Raw genomic sequence first — 22019 nt, forward strand, 5'->3', positions numbered from 1 at the left:
ATGCCATTAGAATGGTTATTTGGTTATTTTCACTATCAGGAATAAAAAACTGGCGGGGCGCGTGGCTGTAATTTGGAATAAACGTCTTTGGTGACAATAGGTTCTGAAATAAACAAAACCGGCAACGTCGCGGCCAATAAAGACACGCTGCGAATATCAGGTTTATCCGTCGCATTCAGTAACGGCAGATGGATCAGCAGCAGGCAATAATCACAGGCCGCATGGTTCATCATCGGCGAATGATTCGACATCGGCATAACGTCGGAATGATTCATTGCCGCCATCGCTACCGAATCATGATAAGAGTTGGATGGGTGTGAATGATAATCAGACATGGCCGAATCATCGGTGTCGATGTTCGGTAGCAGTGCGGCTGAATCGGCGTTTTGAGCAGAGGCCAGCGTTATAGACACCATCGGCGCTATAAACAGCATTAATATTGCGAATATCCCCAACCAGGCAGAAAAACGCCGTCGCTGATAACCTATCCGGCTCAACGTCACGCGCTGCCCAAGGGTGTCAATCCCTTCACCAAAACAATCCCTTTATCCAGATGAATAATAAAATATCGATATCATGGCCTCAGAGCATTCCAACCCTGAGTTTTCCCGCACTGAAAAATAGCGCTGACACGAACCATAATAAAGGCAAGAGCTTACTGGAGATAAGCTCATCCGGTGGTTATTAACGCATTTTATTTGTGATGACTCGCCATTTTTCATCACTAATTTTCATGTATTGCACTAAAATTCGGATACAAGTCACAAAAACGAGCCATGCCTGTGCTAGGATTCGCCGCCTTAGCGCTGAAAACCGGTTTGGTTCCGTTTTAGCCCTATGCCAGTTAATCCTAACTCGTCTTTTATTACTGACACGCAGGCCCTATCTATGAACAACAGCAATCGCATTCGGCTCACATGGATCAGTTACTTTTCTTACGCGCTGACCGGTGCGTTAGTTATCGTCACTGGGATGGTGATGGGCAACATCGCAGAGTATTTCAATCTGCCAATTGCCAGCATGAGTAACACTTTTACCTTTCTGAACGCCGGTATTCTGATCTCTATCTTCCTGAACGCCTGGCTGATGGAAATCATCCCGCTGAAACGTCAACTTATCTTCGGCTTTATTCTGATGCTGATTGCCATCGCTGGCTTGATGATTGGCCATAGCCTGATGATATTCTCCGCGAGCATGTTTATTCTCGGGGTGGTCAGCGGTATTACCATGTCTATTGGTACCTTCCTGGTAACCCATATGTACGAAGGCCGTCAGCGCGGTTCACGCCTGCTGTTTACCGATTCCTTCTTTAGTATGGCGGGGATGATTTTCCCGGTGGTCGCGGCGATGCTGTTAGCTCGCAGCGTTGAGTGGTATTGGGTTTACGCCTGTATTGGTCTGTTGTACCTGGCTATTTTTGTGCTGACTCTTTTCTCCGAATTCCCGGTTCTGGGCCACAAAGCGACCGACGCGGGCAAACCCGTAGCGAAAGAAAAATGGGGCATCGGCGTTCTGTTCCTGGCGATTGCGGCCCTGTGCTACATCCTGGGCCAGCTCGGCTTTATCCAGTGGGTTCCGGAATACGCGACCAAAACCTTCGGCATGGACATCGGTCAGGCTGGCCAGCTTGTCAGTAACTTCTGGATCTCTTACATGATCGGGATGTGGGTATTCAGCTTTATCCTGCGCTTCTTTGACCTGCAACGTATCGTTACCGTACTGGCCGCACTGGCTACCGGTGCCATGTACATGTTTGTGTCTGCCGAAAGCCCGGAGTACCTGAGCTACTACATTCTGACTCTAGGCTTTGTTTCCAGCGCGATTTACACCACCCTGATTACTCTGGGCTCACTGCAAACCAAAGTTTCCTCACCGAAACTGGTTAACTTTATCCTGACCTGCGGCACCGTGGGGACCATGCTGACCTTCGTGGTCACAGGGCCTATCGTGGCAGAGAAAGGCGTTCACGCCGCGCTGGCAACGGCTAACGGCCTGTATCTGGCCGTATTCGTGATGTGTCTGGCTCTGGGCTTCTTTACCAAGCACCGTAGCCACGGCCATGTGACTCACTAACCGTCGGTAATAAACTCATTACCCTCATCATAAAATAGTCACCATTATTACCGCCTTCCCAGCCAGCGCCGTGGGAAGGCGGTTTTATTTCTCGCGACGAAAATCAATAGGTTCTTCATTTCCCACATATATCCGGCTTTGCGCTGGCAGCGTCTGCGCGATAATTTCCCCCGCACGCAGAGAATAGCGCACCGGTACCTGCCGCCTCACCGCTTCAAACCCATTTTCAGCCGGAAGAATGATCAGATTAGCCTGATGCCCAATGGCTAAACCGTAGCCGCTTAAATTCAGCGTTCTGGCGCTATTGTGAGTCACTAGCTTCAGCCCGTCATTAATTTGCCCGTAGCCCATTAGCTGGCAAATATGCAGACCCATATGCAGCACCTGCAACATATTGGCAGTACCTAGCGGATACCAGGGATCAAAAACATCGTCATGGCCGAAACAGACATTAATCCCTGATTCCAGCATCTCTTTAACGCGCGTAATCCCCCGCCGCTTAGGGTAGGTATCAAAACGACCTTGCAGATGGATATTGACCAACGGATTGGCAACAAAATTAATGCCGGATAGCTTTAATAGCCGGAATAAACGCGAGGTATAAGCGCCATTATAGGAATGCATGGCGGTGGTATGGCTAGCAGTGACCCGAGCGCCCATCCCTTCTTTATGAGCCAGCGCCGCAACGGTTTCCACAAACCGCGACTGTTCATCATCGATTTCATCGCAGTGTACATCCACCAACCGCTGATATTTTTGCGCCAGTGCGAAGGTCTTATGCAAGGATTCCACGCCGTATTCGCGGGTGAATTCGAAATGCGGAATCGCACCCACCACATCGGCTCCCAAACGCAATGCTTCTTCCAGCAAGGCTTCGCCATCGGGATAAGATAAAATCCCTTCTTGCGGAAAAGCCACGATTTGCATATCGACCCACGGGCTAACTTCTTGCTTTATCTCCAGCATGGCTTTTAGCGCGGTCAGGGTGGGATCGGAAACGTCCACGTGGGTTCGCACATGCTGAATACCGTTGGCTATCTGCCATTTCAGCGTTTGCCAGGCACGCTGTTTAACATCTTCGTGAGTCAACAACGCCTTGCGCTCTGCCCAGCGTTCTATACCTTCAAACAGCGTGCCGGACTGATTCCACGCCGGTTCTCCCGCCGTTTGCGTGGTATCTAAATGAATATGTGGCTCAATAAAAGGTGGCAGAATCAGCCCGCCCTCCCCATCCAGCACCTCATCGCCGGAAGGCGGTTGAGTTAGCTGCTCATCAATGCCGATAATCTTGCCCTGCGACAGGTTGAACTGCCATAAACCGGGGCGATCGACGCGCCGCACACTGTGGATAATTCGCACCTTCTTCCCAGTCATCCTTCCTCCTGCTGCCCTAACCGCTTTGACGGTAAAAAATATCGCTTTCCTTTAGCTTACCTAACTCGCTTCCCCACGTTGCCTTTTATTTATTTAAGGTAAAAAAACCACAGAACTGACACCATTCAGCTAAAGATGAATAAAATCCACAACTTATCAAAAAACGTTATAAATCATCAATCTACCACCTTAGAGGTATATGAGGGGCAAATTGATTTGCATCAATAAGCGCAATAGCGGGGAGATTAAGGTAAGCGTAGAAAACTAAAAATTGAGGCAAAAATGAGCAAAGTCAAACTTGCCGTCATCGGCAACGGAATGGTCGGGCATCGCTTTATTGAAGATTTACTCGATAAAGCAGACAAAGACGCATTCGACATCACTGTATTCTGCGAAGAGCCTCGCATCGCTTACGATCGGGTTCATCTCTCGTCCTATTTTTCTCACCATACCGCTGAAGAGCTTTCTCTGGTGCGGGAAGGATTTTATGAGAAACACGGTATCAAGGTATTAGTAGGCGAACGGGCTATCACTATCAATCGTAAAGAGAAAGTGATCCACTCCAACAGCGGTCGCACTCTCTATTACGACAAACTGATCATGGCCACCGGCTCTTATCCGTGGATTCCACCGATTAAAGGCAGCGAAGGTCAGGATTGTTTCGTCTACCGTACTATTGAAGACCTGAATGCAATCGAAGCCTGTACCCGCCGCAGTAAGCGCGGTGCCGTGGTCGGCGGTGGTTTGCTGGGTCTGGAAGCCGCTGGCGCGCTGAAAAATCTGGGCGTTGAAACTCATGTAATTGAATTTGCTCCAGTATTAATGGCCGAGCAGCTTGATCCTATGGGCGGGGATCAACTGCGGCAAAAAATTGAACGCATGGGCGTTCGGGTTCATACCGGTAAAAACACTCAGGAAATCGCTCATAGCGGCACCGAATGCCGTAAAACGATGATTTTCGCCGACGGCACCTCGCTGGAAGTGGACTTTATCGTCTTCTCTACCGGTATTCGCCCGCAGGATAAACTCGCTCACCAGTGCGGTCTGGCTACGGCGCGCCGCGGCGGGATTGCCATCAACGATTACTGCCAGACCTCCGATCCCGACGTTTATGCCATCGGTGAATGCGCATCATGGCAGGAACGCACCTTCGGTCTGGTTGCTCCGGGCTACAAAATGGCGCAGGTTGCCGTCGACCACCTGCTAAACCGGGAAAATGCCTTCCAGGGCGCGGATATGAGCGCCAAGCTGAAACTGCTGGGCGTAGACGTCGGCGGCATCGGTGATGCTCATGGACGCACCGAAGGCGCTCGCAGCTACGTGTATCTGGATGAAAGCAAAGAAATCTACAAACGTCTGGTGGTCAGCAAAGACAACAAAACCCTACTGGGTGCGGTGCTAGTGGGCGATACCAGCGATTACGGCAACTTGTTGCAGTTGGCGCTGAACAAAATCACTTTGCCGGAAAACCCGGACAGCCTGATTTTACCGTCTCACGCAGGCAGTAAACCGGCTATCGGCGTAGACTCTTTGCCGGAAACGGCTCAGATCTGCTCCTGCTTCGACGTCACCAAAGGCGATATTATTCAGGCAGTCAATAATGGTTGCCATACCGTGGCAGCTATCAAGTCGGCGACCAAAGCCGGTACCGGCTGCGGCGGTTGTATCCCACTGGTCACTCAGGTACTTAATGCTGAACTGAGTAAGCAGGGGATCGAAGTTAATCACCATCTGTGTGAACACTTCGCTTATTCCCGTCAGGAGCTTTATCACCTGATTCGCGTTGAAGGGATTAAATCCTTTAGCGAACTGCTGAGCAAATACGGTAAAGGCTACGGTTGCGAAGTGTGTAAACCGACCGTTGGCTCGCTACTGGCATCATGCTGGAACGATTATGTGTTGCAGACTGAATTAACCCCGCTGCAAGACACTAACGACAACTTCCTTGGCAATATCCAAAAAGACGGGACTTACTCAATCATTCCACGCTCCGCCGGCGGGGAAATCACTCCAGAAGGTCTGGTCGCTATCGGGAATATCGGGCGGGAATATAACCTGTATACCAAAATTACCGGTTCACAGCGTATTGGCCTGTTCGGCGCACAGAAAGACGATTTACCCGCAATTTGGGCCAAGTTAATCGACGCTGGCTTCGAAACCGGCCACGCCTATGCCAAAGCCTTACGTATGGCAAAAACCTGCGTGGGTAGCACTTGGTGCCGCTTTGGCGTCGGTGACAGCGTAGGCTTCGGCGTGAAGCTGGAGCATCGCTATAAAGGTATTCGCACTCCGCACAAGATGAAGTTCGGCGTTTCTGGCTGTACCCGTGAGTGTGCTGAGGCGCAGGGGAAAGACGTCGGTATCATTGCAACGGAAAACGGCTGGAACCTGTATGTGTGCGGTAACGGTGGCATGAAACCACGCCACGCCGACCTGCTGGCCGCCGATCTGGACGAAGCCACGCTGATGCGTTATCTCGACCGCTTTATGATGTTCTACATCCGCACCGCCGACAAACTGCAACGCACCTCGGTGTGGCTGGAGAGTCTGGAAGGCGGCATCGCCTATCTGCGTTCAGTCATTATTGACGACAAACTCGGCATTAACGATCAGTTAGAGGCCGATATTGCCCGTCTGCGCGAAGCTGTCATCTGCGAGTGGAAAGCCACTGTGGAAAACCCTGCGGCTCAGGTACGTTTCGCTCACTTTATCAATAGTCCATTACGCGACCCGAACGTTCAGGTGGTTAGCGAACGCGAACAACACCGCCCTGCCCGCCCTGATGAACGCATTCCGGTGCGGATACTTGAACTGGAGAATAACCAATGAGCCAGTGGATCACTGTATGTCCATTAGAGGTCATTTTAACCGGCACCGGCGTCTGTGCGCTGGTCGGGGAAGAACAGGTGGCGATATTTCGCCCTTACGAAGATGAGCAGGTTTTTGCCATCAGTAACATCGATCCTTTTACCGAAGCTAGCGTGCTGTCTCGCGGATTGATAGCCGAACATCAAGGTGACCTGTGGGTCGCCAGCCCGTTGAAAAAACAGCATTTTCGTCTACATGACGGCTTCTGTCTGGAAGATGAAAGCCGCTCGGTACGTCACTTCGACGTTCGGGTTCGCGACGGCATGGTGCAAGTGAAGGCTTAAGCGATCTGATGCGGCGACACGGTAAAAATTATCGCGTCGTCGACGATCAAAATAATTATTTTTATCTTTTGGATCAATTATGTACGCAGATACTTTGAATAAATGTGCCGCTAATGCAGCGCGCATCGTAAAACTGGCAAAAGAAAGCCCGCTGGGCTTTTGGATTAGCTCGGCAATGGCGGGAGCCTATGTTGGGCTAGCCATCATTTTGATTTTCACCTTAGGCAACCTGATCGATCCGGCGCTGCGGCCTTTAGTCATGGGGGCAACCTTTGGTCTGGCGCTGACATTAGTCATTATCGCTGGCTCAGAGCTGTTCACCGGTCACACCATGTTCCTGACTCTCGGCGTCAAAGCAGGCACCATCAAATCCAGCCAGATGTGGGCCGTATTACCGCAAACATGGCTAGGTAATCTGCTGGGCTCGGTATTTGTCGCCCTGCTTTACTACTACGCTGGCGGCAGCCTGTTACCGGTAGATACCAGTCTGGTTCACGCTGCGGCATTGGCTAAAACCACCGCCCCAGCCATGGCCTTATTCTTCAAAGGTGTACTGTGTAACTGGTTGGTTTGCCTGGCAATCTGGATGGCAATTCGCGTTGAAGGCGCAGCCAAATTCCTCGCTATCTGGTGGTGTTTGCTGGCCTTTATCGCTTCAGGCTACGAGCACTCCGTCGCTAACATGACTCTGTTTGCTCTGTCCTGGTTTGGTAATCACAGCGAGGCTTACACCATGAGCGGCATCGGCCACAACCTGCTGTGGGTCACTCTGGGTAACACTCTGTCCGGTGCGGTCTTTATGGGTCTGGGTTACTGGTACGCTACGCCGAAAGATCAGCGTCCGGCAGCGGTCAGCGCCACTGCGCCACAAACCGCGAAGTCATAATTGCGACGGCCAGCCCTACTTCGGGGCTGGCATATGCCGCCACAGAATTAAGGATTGCTGATGGATTACCTACCGATTTTCTGCCAACTGCACCACAAAGACTGCCTGCTGGTAGGCGGTGGCGATATTGCCGAACGCAAAGCGCGCCTGCTGTTAGACGCTGGCGCATGGGTGACCGTCAACGCCTGTGAGTTTTCGCCCCAGTTTCACCTGTGGGCAGAACAGAACCGGATAACGCTGGTGCATGGGGAATTTGCCCCAGAATTATTGGCAGAAAAGTGGCTAGTGATTGCCGCCACGGATCGGGTTGAGGTTAATGCGCTGGTGTATCAAAGCGCCAATCAGCAACGAATTTTCTGCAACGTGGTGGACGATCCTAAACGCGCCAGCTTTATCATGCCGTCGATCATCGACCGCTCGCCGATCATGATTGCAATCTCCTCCGGCGGTAAAGCGCCAGTTTTGGCGCGCCTGCTGCGTGAAAAACTGGAAGCCATGCTGCCACAGCATCTCGGCCAGCTCGCTCGTATAGCCGGTAATCTGCGTCAGCGAGTCAAACGGCAGTTCTCCGCCATGACCGCCCGCCGTCGTTTCTGGGAAAAACTACTGTCTCACGACCGGTTGGCACAGTCTCTGGCCAATGACGATCAAACTCAGGCTAATCAATTAGTCGAGCAGCTCTTTAGCACGCCATTAGAAGATCGCGGCGAAGTGGTTCTGGTCGGCGCAGGCCCCGGCGACGCTGGTTTACTGACGCTGAAAGGTTTGCAGCAAATCCAACAGGCCGATGTAGTGGTTTATGATCGGCTGGTTTCCGATGAGGTGATGAATCTGGTACGCCGTGACGCCGAGCGCATTTTTGTTGGTAAACGCGCCGGACATCACTGCGTACCGCAAGATCAAATCAATCAAATCCTGCTGGAACAAGCGCAGCAAGGTAAACGCGTGGTGCGGCTGAAAGGCGGCGATCCCTTTATTTTTGGTCGCGGCGGCGAAGAGCTGGAAACCCTGTCCGACAGCGGCATTCCTTTCTCAGTGGTTCCGGGCATTACGGCCGCATCCGGTTGTTCAGCTTACAGCGGTATTCCTCTCACTCATCGGGATCACGCTCAGAGCGTACGTTTGGTTACCGGTCATGCCAAAGCCGACGGTCAGTTAGATTGGGCTAATCTGGCGGCGGAGGAGCAAACGCTGGTGTTTTATATGGGGTTATCGCAGGCGAGTGAAATTCAGCGGCAGCTGATTCGCCAAGGTATGAGCAGCGAAACGCCGGTCGCTCTGGTAGAAAACGGAACCTCGCGTCGTCAGCGTGTCGTCAGTGGGGAACTTAGTCAATTAGCGCTGCTATCTCAGCAGGTTAGCAGTCCAAGCCTGATTATTGTCGGCAGCGTGGTCAGCCTACGGGAAAAACTGAACTGGTTTTCATCCCAAGAACAAACCAACCCAAATATGCAGCAGGAACAGGCTGAACAAGCCGGTTAATCCTGATAGTTATAAAAATTGACCATGAAAAAAGGGACGAGCTTATCGTCCCTTTTCTTATTGATGCGATTCAGTGAGAAAACGCTCTTGAATCGTTACCGCTTACGGATGAGCGACAAAACCAATGGCTTCATACACTTTCGCCAACGTTTCTTGCGCACGCGCACGCGCTTTAGCAGCGCCATCACGCATTACTGACTGAAGGTAAGCCTCATCATTGCGATATTGATGATAACGCTCCTGAAGCTCGCTCAGCATGCCAGAAACCGCTTCTGCTACCGCACCTTTCAAATGACCGTACATTTGGCCTTCAAATTGTGCTTCCAGCTCAGGAATAGACTGGCCGGTCACGCCAGACAGAATATCCAGCAAATTGGAAACCCCGGCTTTTTCCTTCACGTCATAGCGAATTACCGCCGGTTCATCGGAATCGGTCATGGCGCGTTTGATTTTCTTAACCACAGATTTGGTGTCTTCCAACAGTTCGATAACGTTATTACGGTTATCGTCGGATTTAGACATTTTCTTGGTCGGATCTTGCAAAGACATCACTCGCGCGCCGGCTTTAGGAATAAAAGGCTCTGGAATCTTGAAGATGTCACCGTAAATCGCGTTGAAACGACCGGCGATATCGCGGCTTAACTCCAGATGTTGTTTCTGATCTTCACCCACCGGCACCTGATTGGTTTGGTACAGCAGGATATCCGCCGCCATTAGCACTGGATAGTCAAACAGACCGGCGTTGATATTGTCCGCATGGCGCAGTGACTTGTCTTTAAACTGAGTCATGCGGCTCAGTTCGCCAAAATAGGTATAGCAGTTCAGCGCCCAGCCCAGTTGAGTGTGCTCGGGTACGTGGGACTGAACAAAAATGGTACTTTTTTGCGGATCGATACCGCAGGCCAGATACAGCGCCAGCGTATCCAGCGTTCTTTTTCTCAGTAAAGTCGCGTCCTGACGGGCAGTAATGGCATGCAGATCCACGATGCAATAAATGCAATCATAGTCATCCTGCATCTGTACCCACTGACGCAGAGCACCCATGTAGTTGCCAATGGTCAGTTCACCGGACGGCTGAGCGCCGCTAAATACAATGGGTTTACTCATTTTACGCTTCCTGATTTTTTAAAGATGACAGCCCAATCGTGGGCAACAGATCGGCAAAGTGCGTTAAAACGCGATCCGGATGACTCGTGGCAATAGATTCGCCATAGTTATATCCGTAGGTCAGCCCTACGCAAGGGCAACCGGCGGCCTGAGCGGCCATAATGTCATTGCGGGAATCTCCGACAAACAGCAATTCGCTGGCGCGCAGCCCCAGTTTTCCCAGCATCAGATACAGCGGAGCCGGGTGAGGTTTCTTCTCGACAACATCATCCCCACCAATAACCAGTGAGAAATAATCTGCGATACCTAAAGAAGCCAGCAGCGGCGCGACAAACGGCGTCGGTTTGTTGGTAATCAGCCCCATCGGCAGACCGGAGGCGGCTAACTGTGCCAACGTGTCTTTTACCTGAGGAAACAATTGGCTACCGCGCTCAACTGTCTGGGCGTAGTAGCCATCAAAGAGTACGCGAGTGCGCTGGCAAATCTCATCCTGAGGCTCTACGCCAGCCCAACGCAGCGCGCGCTCAACTAAGACGTCGGCACCGTTGCCGATCCAGGTGGAAACTCGCTCCAAACCTGCTTTAGGCAACCCCTGATGCTCTAATGCCATATCCATCGCGCTGGCCAAGCCCGGCGCACTGTCAACTAAAGTGCCGTCCAGATCAAAAGCCAGACCGCGGATAGAGTTAAATTCAGTCATGAGCCGCCATCGCCAACTCGCTGCGCATTGCGTCAATCACCGCAGCGTAATCAGATTTACCGAAAATAGCCGAACCGGCAACAAACATGTCTGCACCTGCGGCGGCGATTTCACGAATATTATCGACCTTCACGCCGCCATCGACTTCCAGACGAATGTCATAACCGCTGGCATCAATACGTTGGCGCACTTGACGCAGTTTATTCAAGGTTTCAGGAATAAACGACTGACCGCCGAAGCCTGGGTTAACGGACATCAGCAAAATCACATCCAGTTTATCCATGACATAATCGAGGTAGCTCAAAGGCGTTGCAGGGTTAAATACCAAACCGGCCTTACAGCCGTGGTCTTTAATCAGTTGCAGAGTGCGATCGATGTGTTCGCTGGCTTCAGGATGGAAAGAAATATAGCTGGCGCCCGCTTTGGCAAAATCTGGAACGATGCGATCAACAGGTTTAACCATCAGATGCACGTCAATCGGCGCGGTAATACCATAATCACGCAGCGCCTGGCACACCATGGGACCCATCGTCAGATTGGGAACGTAATGGTTATCCATCACGTCAAAATGAACCACATCAGCGCCCGCAGCAATCACCTTCGCGGTATCTTCACCTAACCGGGCAAAATCTGCCGACAGAATGGACGGGGCAATCAAAAACTTTTTCATCCGCTTCTCCAAACTTTTTATCTGCCCCACAAAGCTCACATAGGCTTCGGGAAGCACGAGGGTTTGTATCCTTACCAGGCGGGAAATCCCACTTAGCTGTACAGCGCCAAAAGCTCGTTCACTTTGCTACGACCAAGAATATTACGGCTGATAGTGCGGCGCGCTTTCACCACATGTAATGACGCCTGATGATACCAATCTCGCGTCAATTCAGTATCGTGATTAGAAATAAGCACTGGAATCCGGTTTTCAGATGAAAGCTGATAAGCCAGACGAGCCAGATTTTTTTGATCTGCAATGCCAAAGTTATTGGTGTGGTACGCCGTAAAGTTCGCCGTTGCAGATAGCGGCGCGTAAGGCGGATCGCAATAAACAACGGAGCCGGAAGCTGCTTTTAGCAAGGTTTCCTGATAGTGCTCGCAGACAAAAACCGCATTTTTAGATTTTTCCGCGAACCAATACAACTCGGCCTCAGGGAAATACGGTTTTTTGTAACGCCCGAAAGGTACGTTGAACTCACCGCTCAAATTATAACGACACAGACCGTTATAACAATGACGATTCAGATAGAGGAACAACAATGCGCGCCGGTAAGGATCTTCACAGGCATTAAACTCATGCCGAATCAGGTAAAACTGATCGGAATTGTTGTACTCATCGGTAAATAAAAGACGAGAGTCACGCACAAAATCATCCGTGCGTAACTTCACTATGTTGTAGAGGTTGATTAGGTCGCTGTTGATATCGGCCAAAATATACGATTCATACTCAGTGTTCAAAAACACTGAACCCGCACCTACGAATGGCTCAATCAAGCAGTCTCCCGCTGGCAGATGGCGTCGAATGTCATCAACCAGCGGATATTTCCCACCAGCCCATTTTAAAAAAGCGCGGTTTTTCTTCATGCCGTCAGTTAGCTACTTAATAATTCAGAGCCGCAGATTGTACTCTGTTTCAGACAGCACATCAGCGCACAAATAAAAATGATTTATTTTTTCAGGTCTTGCTGCACTTGGTGCACAGGTTTGACCCACGGTTTTTTCGCCTGAACGTCGGCTGGCAAACTCGAAATCGCCTTCTTCGCTTCCGCTGAAGTAGCATAATTTCCACTGACCAACACGTACCAAGGCTTACCATCACGTTTAGTTTCGTAAACCTGATAGTGAGTTAATTTTTGCTGTTTCGCATAGGCATTCAGCGTATCGGAACGAGAGGCGCTGCTTAACTGTAAGGTAAAGTGGCTACCTGGCGCGTTCTTCAATGCCCCACCGCTGCTGGCTGGTGCTGCAGTATTTTTGGCCGCTGTACTACCAGTACCCGCTGCTTGGGTATTTTTATGCGCATTAGCCACAGGTTTAGCGGCAGTTTTCTGCGCGGGACGCGTGGTGTTATCACGTACTGCTGGCGTTTTGATCTCTTTTGAAGAAGATACGGTAGCCGGTGCCGTTGGCAACGTCGATGTCACCGCGCCATTCATATTCTGTGAAACCGAATCCACCTGCCCCTGCTGCTGAGACAGTGCATCAGACATGTTTCCCGGTAAATCAACGCGCTGGGTTGGCGCATTACCATTCGCCATTGGCTGTGCTTCAGTAGGGGTGGATGAAACCGGCGGAGCCGTCAACTCTTGCGGCTGGCCACTATTCTGTACGCCGTTGCCGTCATGACCATCGCTGGTGTTGCTCGCCGTACCCGGCTGAGCGCCACTGCCGTTGGTCAGTGAAGAGGAATCAGAAAGATTGATATCTCTGGCCGCAACGTTAGGATTCTGCTGAGAAGCTTCATGCTGCGTTGGCGCTTTTAACGCGGAACCGATAGCAATGATGATCAACAGCAACACCAAAATACCAATACCAATCATCAAATGCTGGCGTGAGAGAGCAATTTTGGGGCCGTTCGAAGTCTTGCGCGAACGCGTAGGACGGCGATCGCTGGTATCAGGCTTCAGATCGTCTTCCGGTTTTAACTCATCCATCTAAACCCTCCAACTCGAGGCAAAAGCCTACCGTTGCATACAGCGACGGTCCGGCAGATTAAGTTGACTGACAACAAAGAGACCAGAACGGACCTTTGCGAAGAATATGATGTTTATAGCATACAACATCATAATACTTATGCCATTTACCCTGCCAGACACTCGGCAATAGAAGCAAGGACTATCTCGTGAGAGATGCCGCCGCGTACCTCTGATTTGCCAATAGCAGTAGGCAGTACCAGCCGGAGTTCACCCGCCAATACTTTTTTATCGCGCATCATGTGCGGCAGATAAGATTCTGGTGCCATCTCCTGCGGGCCGCTGACCGGTAAACCGGCACGAACCAACAGTCGTTTAATTCGTTCAATATCACTGGAAGAGAACTGCCCGATTAATCGGGCGGTTTCCGCAGCCATAACCATACCTGCGGCAACGGCTTCGCCGTGCAACCACACTCCGTAGCCCATTTCGGCTTCGATAGCATGGCCATAAGTATGACCTAAATTGAGTAGCGCACGCAGCCCATTCTCTTCTCGCTCATCGGCAGCAACCACTTCGGCTTTCAGCTCGCAGCAGCGGCGGATGCAGTAACCCAGCGCATCCATATCCAGCGCCAGCAACGCGTCGATGTTGTTTTCCAGCCAGACAAAGAATTCGGAATCAAGAATGATGCCATATTTGATCACTTCGGCCAGGCCAGAAGCAAGCTCACGAGATGGCAGGGTTTTCAGGCAATCGAGATCAACAATGACCGAAGCGGGTTGGTAAAACGCTCCGATCATGTTTTTGCCTAACGGGTGATTAACCGCAGTTTTTCCGCCCACAGATGAATCCACCTGAGAGAGAAGTGTGGTAGGGACTTGAATAAAGCGGACGCCACGCTGATAACAGGCAGCGGCAAAACCGGTCAGGTCGCCTACTACACCACCGCCTAAAGCAATAAGCGTAGTATCACGACCGTGCGGTTTTTCCAGAAGGGCAGAAAATACCTGCTCCAGAACGCTGAGAGATTTATACTGCTCGCCATCAGGCAGAATCACCTGATCAACTCGAATACCGCCTTCCTCCAGCACTGCCCGGATAGAATCCAGATAGAGAGGAGCAAGCGTTTGGTTGGTAACCAGCATTACCTGATCACCCGCCTTCAGCGGTTTAAAAGAGGCCGGATCGTTAAACAATCCTGCGGCTATCGTAATAGGGTAGCTACGCTCCCCTAACGTGACAGTAATCTTCTCCATGTCGCGCTCAGTGACCTTCTTAACGTAACTTAACTGACACCCGAAGGCATAAGTAGAATGCTAAAATCAATTACTTTCCAGCATGTTGATGATCTGGTTAGCAACAACTTTCGCGCTTTGATCGTCAGTGCGGATGGTGACATCTGCAATTTCTTCGTACAGCGGATTACGTTCTTTTGCCAGTGCTTCAAGCACTTCACGTGGAGGCGCATCAACCTGTAACAACGGACGTTTTTTGTCGCGTTGAGTACGAGCCAGTTGCTTCTCGATCGTGGTTTCCAGGTACACCACAACGCCACGGGCTGACAAACGGTTACGGGTTTCCTTAGACTTCACAGAACCCCCACCGGTCGCCAGAACAATGCCCTGTTTTTCCGTTAGTTCATTAATAACTTTTTCTTCGCGATCGCGGAAACCTTCTTCGCCTTCCACGTCGAATACCCAGCCCACGTCAGCTCCGGTACGTCGCTCAATTTCTTGATCGGAGTCGAAGAACTCCATATTGAGTTGCTGAGCTAACTGACGACCAATAGTGCTTTTGCCGGCACCCATAGGCCCAACCAGAAAGATATTGCGTTTCTCTGCCATGTTTTTGGTATTACTAAGACTATTCGTTAATGATAACCCGCCCCGCCAATCACACCAGCGGCGGGACCTAAACTGAAACCTCATAAGCGATAGTGCGAGATCAGACGGAAAATTATCTCAGCACTTCTGGTAGTTTGGCAACCGAATAAATCGTTGTACACGTCGTGGGAGGGAAACCATACGTTTTTATCGGCGTATCAACGTTACTTAAAACCTCGGAGCTCAATTCGGTAACCCTTGTAAGCTAAATACGTCGCAGCGTCAAACTTAGAAGTCCCCAATCACACAAAAAGTTGTAGATCATCATCAAGAATAGACTCTTTTTATCTATTGCCTACCCAAGTGCGCTAAGTGTTAATTAATCGGGGTGTGATGAAAATGACCAACTCCCGCCTGCTCTGCGCGTTGGCATCCTGTTTAAACAAATTGCCCAGCAGAGGGATATTGGACAAAACCGGCACTTTATTTGCACCCTGAGTATTTTTTTGCTGAAAGATACCACCCAGAACAATCGTCTCACCGTCATGAACGGTAATTTGCGTTTTAATTTCCTGTTTATCGATCGCCAGTGCCTCACCTTCACCGCGTTTAATCGCCATTCCGGGCATATTCTGGCTAATTTTTAATTTCAGGGTAATTTTTCCCGCAGCCAAAATTCTCGGCGTGACCTCCATTCCCAATACGGCTTCCTTAAATTCAATAGTGGTTCCCCCGTTTTTGCCATTGGTGACATGATAAGGAATATCGGTACCTTGTTTGATGCTGGCGGTTTGCTGGTGAGAAGTCATCAGCCGCGGGCTGGCAATGATTTCCACCTGATTTTCTTGCTCCAAAGCGCTTAGCTCCAAATCCAACAGGCGGCCACTAATACGCGCCACGTGAAACCCGGCGGTCAACGCGCTGTTTTGAATAGGTAAACCGACGTTAAAATTATTTATTTTGAGTGGGGCACTTTGCCCTTCACTGGCAGGTAGCCCCCAGCGAACACCCAGTTCATGCAGGCTTTCACTGCCGATGGTGACGATATGGGCAGCAAGTTGCACCTGCTGTAGTGGCGAATCCAATTCTGCCAGCCAAGATTTCATAACTTCTATCGATTCTGCGGTATCACGAATCAGCAATCTATTGGTACGTTTATCCGCCATTACCCGCCCCTTATCGGACAGTAATCCGCCCTGCCCGTTGTTCAGGCTGGCGGCAACATCTTCTACGTTGGCATGCTGCAAAATATGCGAATAATTGCTGAGTAAATCAGGTTGCACTGCTTTTCTGGCCTTAGCCGCAGCTTCATCAACCATTAACCTTTCTGAAGCTTCCTGTCTGGTCATCACCAACAGGACATTCCCTTCCTGTTCGGCAACCAGATTACCCATGCGCATGACGGTTTTTAACGCCTGCGACCATGGAACGTTTTCCAAACGTAAACTCAGGCTACCGCCGACGCTGGCGGACGTCACCAGATTCATATATTGATAATCGGCTAAGGCTTGCAATATGACGGATACCGGGGTCTGTTGAAATGTCAGAGACACCGAGGGTTCACGAGCTTCACTGCGTGTTAATAAGCAGAGGATAAATAGCAGAGATAGCCCCGCCCAACGCAAAAATGTTATTAAATACAACGTGGTTAAATACAATATTGGTAAACACATAGGCAAACATCCTTTTAATACCGTTGTTTCATCCTTTATTACCCGGTTCCATTAGAAACCAGGATACCGGCGGTGACATCATCTTGCAGGAACCGTCCATTCCGCTGTAACTCATATTGATTTGCCGCAGCCCTATGTGCGTTACGCGCCAGTGACTCTGAATAAATTCGCCTTCAGCCAAACGACGCCATTCGCCATCCGACTTTTCCAACCAGACACGATATTCACCCGGTGCGCCGACTATCCCTCGCAGCGACCATTGGCTCATAGCAGCATCAGCACGCTCTCGGCAGGAAAGCGTGATGACCGGTTGGAACGGATTACGGAGTGGAACAAACTCAGAAGTGGCTCGACTGACCGCCATCATCGATGCCATTACCATCACCGACGCTATTAATAGTAAGTTTTTCTGACCGTTTCTTGTCATTCTCATCCTCCTCGTACTGCCCTCTTAACCTCAGTCTGAGGTTTAATCCCGACGCTTCCGCAGTAATATGTAAATGCTCTATCAAAAAGGGGGGATAAAGAGCTTTGAGGCTCCCCAGCAAGTGAATGGCTCCAGAGTAATCCATACTGAGAAGCCCCTCCCATTGCGATACTCCTACCTTATTTTTGTTTTTTACCTCTAACTGTTGCCATCGTAATACCTGGCCACCGGTTGCAACCACCCACTCCCCAATATGGCTGATTAAAGATTTAGTCGGGTTTTCAGCCGTTTTTAGTTGCTGATACAAATGCCACGCTTCGCGCTGCTGTCCAAGCTGATCCAGCGTGGGCATCTGGGCGATATCCTGTTGCCGCTGCGCCAGAGAAATTCGTTGCGTTTCAATGTGTTCCCTTTCGTTGACTCTGAGCAACAGCTCCGGTCTGATGAGCACGGCGTAGCACGTAAAACCGATAAATAAGGTTGTAATGATTAGCCAGAGATAAAGCACCCCGCCCGATTGACTCATCCAGCGTAGATAATAATTATTCATCGACCAGACTCCCCGAAATCCAGCGAACCTTGATCGCAAAACCCCCATTGTTTTCTCGCTGCTGTATATCGTGAACCTGCGCGTTATCCCAATGGTTTGCGGTTTTCTCCTTTGTCTCCGTTAATTTTTCATATAGCTGACCAATTGCTGGATAGTCACGACAGATGGCATCAAAATCCGTCGTTTTTTGGTCATGTACTAATTGTGTGATCCAACAATCTGTCGGCATGGATTGAGACAGAGTATTCAACAACACAAGATAATGCTGAGTTCGGCGGGAGATTTGCCTATCGCGATGGTGATGTTCTTTGAGTTTTTGCAACTCAGTCACCCGTTTTTGAATTCGTTGATGCAACGAGTCCAGCGCTGATTGACGATGGGATAATTTGCCGATCTCCGCCCCACGCTCAACCCTTTCATAACGCAACAAAAAAGTAATACATGCCAATATCAAGGCTGTCATCGCTAAATGTCCTATCAGCAAATTTCGCCATAAACGATAGCGTGCCTGTTGTCGGCTAACGCGCCAGGGCAAAAAGTTAACTTGATACATCGGTGTCCTCCGGGCGAATAGCCAACCCTCCCGCTAAAGCAAAAGCTCCGGGCAAAATAGGAAGTGGCGGCTGTTGCTGTCTAAAAGCAATAAAAGGAGACCAGGGAAGCGTATTCTCAGGGATAGGTTCATCGCCAATACTGCTGTAATAAACACCGAAAGCTGGCTCACCGGTTGGCGGGTTCAACCGATGTAATTCCGTCAAAATAGCCTTGGTATCGCTTCCCTCCTGCGCCGTAATCAAACCATAGCGAAAAGGCATATCCGCAGAGGTAGTCCATAGCCATTCCCGCTCAATACGGTGAAGTAGTAGATGTCGAGGCGGTAATTTGGCGGCTACGGCCATATAACGAAGCGCGCAGGGTGAAATATCAATCGCATCAGGCATGAAGTTTGCCTGCTGCAGGCAATCCTGCCAGCGAGAAATATCCTGCTGGCGAGCCGCAGTGATTAACAGCTGCCGTTCATCGGCGCTATTTGTGCGGTAATCCAACGCCAGAGTTTGGCCACTCAAAGGAAACTGCCGAGCGGCGGCGTTATAAATAAACTGGCTGCGCTCAGGTTCTCTCAGCCGTTTATCCGGGCGAGGAAAGCTTTGCTGTAATATGCGCTGAACCGGCAAGGCAATACGTAAAGAAATATGTCTTGGTAATTGCCGGCGTAAATGCGAAAGCAACTCGCTCAACGCCTCTAAATGTTGTAAATTCCCATTCAGTAAAACGCCGTCCGGTAATGGCTGTTGCCACCAATGGCGCAGTTGCCAGCCATATCGTCGCCTCAATACCGCTAACGCCCGGACGCAGTTCATTTGAATATCCAGCCCAACCTGCCATATTTTCTGTGCGCACATCTTCATCGACCTCCATATCGAGAGAGCATAAAAGAACGTATCCACGGTGCATGGCTTGCCTTTATACTACGGCGCGGTTGTTTATAAACTGCCCAAATGACATTGAATGGGAAATCTCAGGTGAAGTTCGTAAAGTATTTTTTGATCCTTACGGTGTGTTGCATTTTACTGGGAGCAGCCTCGATATTTGGCCTGTACAAATATATTGAGCCTCAGCTACCCGACGTTGCCACGCTGAAAGACGTCCGGTTACAAACACCTATGCTGGTGTATAGCGCCGATGGCGAATTGATCGCCCAATTTGGTGAGAAACGCCGAATTCCGCTGTCTTTAAAGCAAATTCCGCCTGAAATGGTGCACGCCTTTATTGCGACGGAAGATAGCCGTTTCTATGAGCACCACGGCGTTGATCCGGTCGGTATATTGCGTGCCGCATCCATCGCTTTAGTTTCTGGCCGCGCCTCTCAGGGAGCCAGTACCATCACCCAGCAGCTGGCGAGAAACTTCTTCCTTAGCCCGGAACGGACTTTGATGCGTAAAATCAAAGAGGCCTTTCTGGCAGTGCGTATTGAGCAGTTACTGACTAAGGATGAAATTCTTGAACTGTATCTGAACAAAATTTATCTTGGTTACCGCGCCTATGGCGTTGGTGCTGCGGCGCAGGTATATTTTGGCAAAGAAATTAATCAGTTAACTCTGAGCGAAATTGCCATGATCGCCGGTTTGCCGAAGGCGCCGTCGACCTTTAACCCGCTTTATTCGCACGATCGTGCCGTATCGCGTCGTAATGTTGTGTTATCCCGAATGCTGGATGAAAAATACATTACTCAGGCGCAATACGATCAGGCACGCAGTGAACCTCTAGTCGCTCATTATCATGCGCCAGAAATCGCCTTCTCAGCGCCTTATCTGGCTGAAATGGTGCGTCAGGAAATGATCAAACGTTATGGCGAGAATGCCTATACCGATGGTTATCAGGTTTACACCACTATCACCAAAAAACTCCAGTTAGCCGCTGTGGATTCTCTACGAGCCAACGTTTTGGCCTATGACATGCGCCACGGTTATCGCGGCCCGTCAAACGTACTGTGGAAAGTGGGTGAAGCCGCCTGGACGCAGCAACAGATTGTCGATTCTTTAAAAACTCTGCCGGTTTACGGCCCGCTGCGCCCTGCGGTTGTGACTCAGACGACGGCTGAACAGGCGACAGCTATATTAGCCGACGGCAGCAGCGTCACGTTGCCAATGGCCGGGATGCGTTGGGCGCGAGCGTTTAAATCCGATACGGCTCAAGGCCCTACGCCGAAACGCGTGACTGATGTAGTACAAGCTGGACAACAAATCTGGGTGCGTCAGGTCGGCGATATCTGGTGGCTGGCGCAGGTGCCGGACGTGAACTCCGCATTGGTTTCAATCGACCCCAATAACGGTGCAATTAAAGCGTTGGTTGGCGGTTTTGACTTTAACCAAAGCAAGTTTAACCGTGCAACTCAGGCATTGCGTCAGGTTGGTTCGAATATCAAACCTTTCCTGTATACCGCTGCGATGGATAAAGGCTTAACGCTGGCGACCATTCTCAACGATTTGCCGATTACTCGTTGGGATGCCGGTGCAGGCACTGACTGGCGGCCGAAAAACTCCCCGCCGAGCTACGATGGTCCAATCCGCTTACGTCAAGGCTTAGGTCAATCGAAAAACGTCGTTATGGTGCGAGCCATGCGCGCCATGGGCGTCGATTATGCTGCGGAATATCTGCAACGCTTCGGTTTCCCTGCGCAGAATATCGTACATTCCGAGTCGCTCGCGCTGGGTTCCGCGTCCTTTACTCCATTGCAGGTCGCGCGCGGTTACGCGGTGATGGCAAACGGTGGTTATTTGGTTGACCCTTACTTCATCACTAAAATCACCGATGAAGCCAATAATGTCCTGTTCGAAGCCAAACCGAAGATTGTGTGCAATGATTGCAATTTGCCTGTTATTTACGGCGACACGCAGCGTTCTGTGGTGCTTTCTGACGACAACGTAGAGAACGTGGCAACCTCGCAGAATAATACCGCAAGCACCGTTCCGATGCCGGAGCTAGAGCAGGTTTCGCCGTCTCAGGTTAAACAAGATAGCGATCAGCAGTATGCACCGCACGTTATCAGCACTCCGCTGGCGTTCCTGATTAAAGATGCGATGAATACCAACATCTTCGGCGAGCCAGGTTGGATGGGAACCGGCTGGCGCGCGGGCCGCGATCTGAAACGACACGATATTGGCGGTAAAACTGGTACTACCAACAGCTCGAAAGATGCCTGGTTCTCTGGTTATGGCCCAGATACCGTAACGTCAGTGTGGATCGGCTTTGATGACCATCGACGTAACCTCGGCCGCAGTACCGCTTCTGGCGCTATTCCAGACCAGATCGCCGGCGGTGAAGGTGGAGCGAAAACCGCTCAGCCTGCGTGGAATGATTTCATGAAAGTCGCTCTGGAAGGTATCCCTGAACAGAAAACAACGCCGCCTCCGGGCGTGGTTACCGTGGTGATCGATAAACGTACCGGCAAGCTGTCTGACGGCGGTTCGGGTAGCCGACCTGAGTACTTTATCGAAGGAACGCAGCCGACGGAACACGCGGTTCAGGAAGTGGGTACGACGCTCATGGACAACGGCCAGAGTCAGGAATTGTTCTAGTTGGGAGCCGCGCTAGCCGGAAACAGTTTTAACGGTATTCGCGAATAAAAAACCGGCCAGTCTTCA

At 50.6% G+C, this 22019-nt stretch carries 20 protein-coding genes; 6 read left to right on the top strand and 14 right to left on the bottom strand.

The features are described from left to right. Positions 1 to 35: 35 nt before the first annotated feature. Positions 36 to 434, bottom strand: coding sequence for a DUF2946 family protein (locus tag PL78_RS11570; protein ID WP_084414326.1), 399 nt, complete (start codon positions 432 to 434; stop codon positions 36 to 38). A 454-nt stretch (positions 435 to 888) separates the two neighbouring features. On the opposite strand from PL78_RS11570, the gene tsgA reads away from it, so the two are divergent. After that, positions 889 to 2073: an MFS transporter TsgA gene (tsgA, locus tag PL78_RS11575; protein WP_064515632.1), complete on the top strand. Its 1185-nt coding sequence runs from the start codon at positions 889 to 891 to the stop codon at positions 2071 to 2073. 84 nt (positions 2074 to 2157) lie between these two features. On the opposite strand, the gene PL78_RS11580 is transcribed toward tsgA, so the two are convergent. Further along, entirely contained in the window at positions 2158 to 3447 is a 1290-nt protein-coding gene (locus tag PL78_RS11580; protein ID WP_064515634.1) for a cytosine deaminase, read from the bottom strand. A gap of 282 nt (positions 3448 to 3729) precedes the next feature. On the opposite strand from PL78_RS11580, the gene nirB reads away from it, so the two are divergent. The 4 genes from nirB to cysG all read left to right on the top strand — a co-directional run bounded on the left by nirB (position 3730) and on the right by cysG (position 8967). Continuing rightward, positions 3730 to 6276, top strand: a complete 2547-nt coding sequence (gene nirB, locus PL78_RS11585) for a nitrite reductase large subunit NirB (protein ID WP_064515635.1) — start codon at positions 3730 to 3732, stop codon at positions 6274 to 6276. Beyond that, positions 6273 to 6599: a nitrite reductase small subunit NirD gene (gene nirD / locus PL78_RS11590; RefSeq protein WP_064515636.1), complete on the top strand. Its 327-nt coding sequence runs from the start codon at positions 6273 to 6275 to the stop codon at positions 6597 to 6599. The genes nirB and nirD overlap by 4 nt, the downstream gene beginning before the upstream one ends. A gap of 79 nt (positions 6600 to 6678) precedes the next feature. Then, a complete protein-coding gene (nirC, locus tag PL78_RS11595) occupies positions 6679 to 7485 on the top strand; it encodes a nitrite transporter NirC (RefSeq protein WP_064515637.1) in 807 nt (268 codons plus the stop codon). A 60-nt stretch (positions 7486 to 7545) separates the two neighbouring features. Next, a complete protein-coding gene (cysG, locus tag PL78_RS11600) occupies positions 7546 to 8967 on the top strand; it encodes a siroheme synthase CysG (protein ID WP_064515638.1) in 1422 nt (473 codons plus the stop codon). 102 nt (positions 8968 to 9069) lie between these two features. Here cysG and trpS read toward each other — a convergent pair whose 3' ends face one another. The 12 genes from trpS to pilM form a co-directional block, all read right to left on the bottom strand. Beyond that, on the bottom strand, positions 9070 to 10074 hold the full coding sequence (trpS, locus tag PL78_RS11605) for a tryptophan--tRNA ligase (protein WP_064515639.1): 1005 nt from the start codon (positions 10072 to 10074) through the stop codon (positions 9070 to 9072). A 1-nt stretch (position 10075) separates the two neighbouring features. Continuing rightward, positions 10076 to 10774 (bottom strand): phosphoglycolate phosphatase, encoded by a 699-nt coding sequence (locus PL78_RS11610; RefSeq protein WP_064515640.1) that lies wholly within the window; start codon positions 10772 to 10774, stop codon positions 10076 to 10078. After that, entirely contained in the window at positions 10767 to 11444 is a 678-nt protein-coding gene (gene rpe, locus PL78_RS11615) for a ribulose-phosphate 3-epimerase (RefSeq protein ID WP_064515641.1), read from the bottom strand. Before rpe ends, PL78_RS11610 begins: the two co-directional genes overlap by 8 nt. 92 nt (positions 11445 to 11536) lie before the next feature. Beyond that, positions 11537 to 12349 carry an adenine-specific DNA-methyltransferase gene (gene dam / locus PL78_RS11620; RefSeq protein ID WP_064515643.1) on the bottom strand — a complete coding sequence of 271 codons (813 nt, stop codon included), beginning with the start codon at positions 12347 to 12349 and terminating at the stop codon, positions 11537 to 11539. Between the two features lie 83 nt (positions 12350 to 12432). Beyond that, positions 12433 to 13419, bottom strand: a complete 987-nt coding sequence (locus tag PL78_RS11625) for an SPOR domain-containing protein (RefSeq protein ID WP_064515644.1) — start codon at positions 13417 to 13419, stop codon at positions 12433 to 12435. A gap of 146 nt (positions 13420 to 13565) precedes the next feature. Continuing rightward, positions 13566 to 14657, bottom strand: a complete 1092-nt coding sequence (aroB, locus tag PL78_RS11630; RefSeq protein WP_064515646.1) for a 3-dehydroquinate synthase — start codon at positions 14655 to 14657, stop codon at positions 13566 to 13568. Positions 14658 to 14723: 66 nt separating this feature from the next. Beyond that, complete coding sequence (gene aroK, locus PL78_RS11635) at positions 14724 to 15245, bottom strand: shikimate kinase AroK (RefSeq protein ID WP_004718471.1); 522 nt, start codon at positions 15243 to 15245, stop codon at positions 14724 to 14726. Positions 15246 to 15592: 347 nt separating this feature from the next. Continuing rightward, a complete protein-coding gene (gene hofQ / locus PL78_RS11640; RefSeq protein WP_084414327.1) occupies positions 15593 to 16897 on the bottom strand; it encodes a DNA uptake porin HofQ in 1305 nt (434 codons plus the stop codon). A gap of 28 nt (positions 16898 to 16925) precedes the next feature. Next, positions 16926 to 17273, bottom strand: a complete 348-nt coding sequence (locus PL78_RS11645; RefSeq protein WP_158513763.1) for a DNA utilization family protein — start codon at positions 17271 to 17273, stop codon at positions 16926 to 16928. Then, positions 17236 to 17874, bottom strand: a complete 639-nt coding sequence (locus PL78_RS11650) for a hypothetical protein (protein ID WP_064515648.1) — start codon at positions 17872 to 17874, stop codon at positions 17236 to 17238. The genes PL78_RS11645 and PL78_RS11650 overlap by 38 nt, the downstream gene beginning before the upstream one ends. Further along, positions 17867 to 18427 (bottom strand): PilN domain-containing protein, encoded by a 561-nt coding sequence (locus PL78_RS11655; RefSeq protein WP_064515649.1) that lies wholly within the window; start codon positions 18425 to 18427, stop codon positions 17867 to 17869. Before PL78_RS11655 ends, PL78_RS11650 begins: the two co-directional genes overlap by 8 nt. Beyond that, positions 18414 to 19283, bottom strand: a complete 870-nt coding sequence (gene pilM / locus PL78_RS11660) for a type IV pilus biogenesis protein PilM (protein ID WP_084414328.1) — start codon at positions 19281 to 19283, stop codon at positions 18414 to 18416. The genes PL78_RS11655 and pilM overlap by 14 nt, the downstream gene beginning before the upstream one ends. A 114-nt stretch (positions 19284 to 19397) precedes the next feature. On the opposite strand from pilM, the gene mrcA reads away from it, so the two are divergent. Continuing rightward, positions 19398 to 21953, top strand: a complete 2556-nt coding sequence (mrcA, locus tag PL78_RS11665; RefSeq protein WP_064518400.1) for a peptidoglycan glycosyltransferase/peptidoglycan DD-transpeptidase MrcA — start codon at positions 19398 to 19400, stop codon at positions 21951 to 21953. Positions 21954 to 22019: the final 66 nt, after the last annotated feature.

Source organism: Yersinia entomophaga (assembly GCF_001656035.1).
Taxonomy (GTDB): Bacteria; Pseudomonadota; Gammaproteobacteria; order Enterobacterales; family Enterobacteriaceae; genus Yersinia; species Yersinia entomophaga.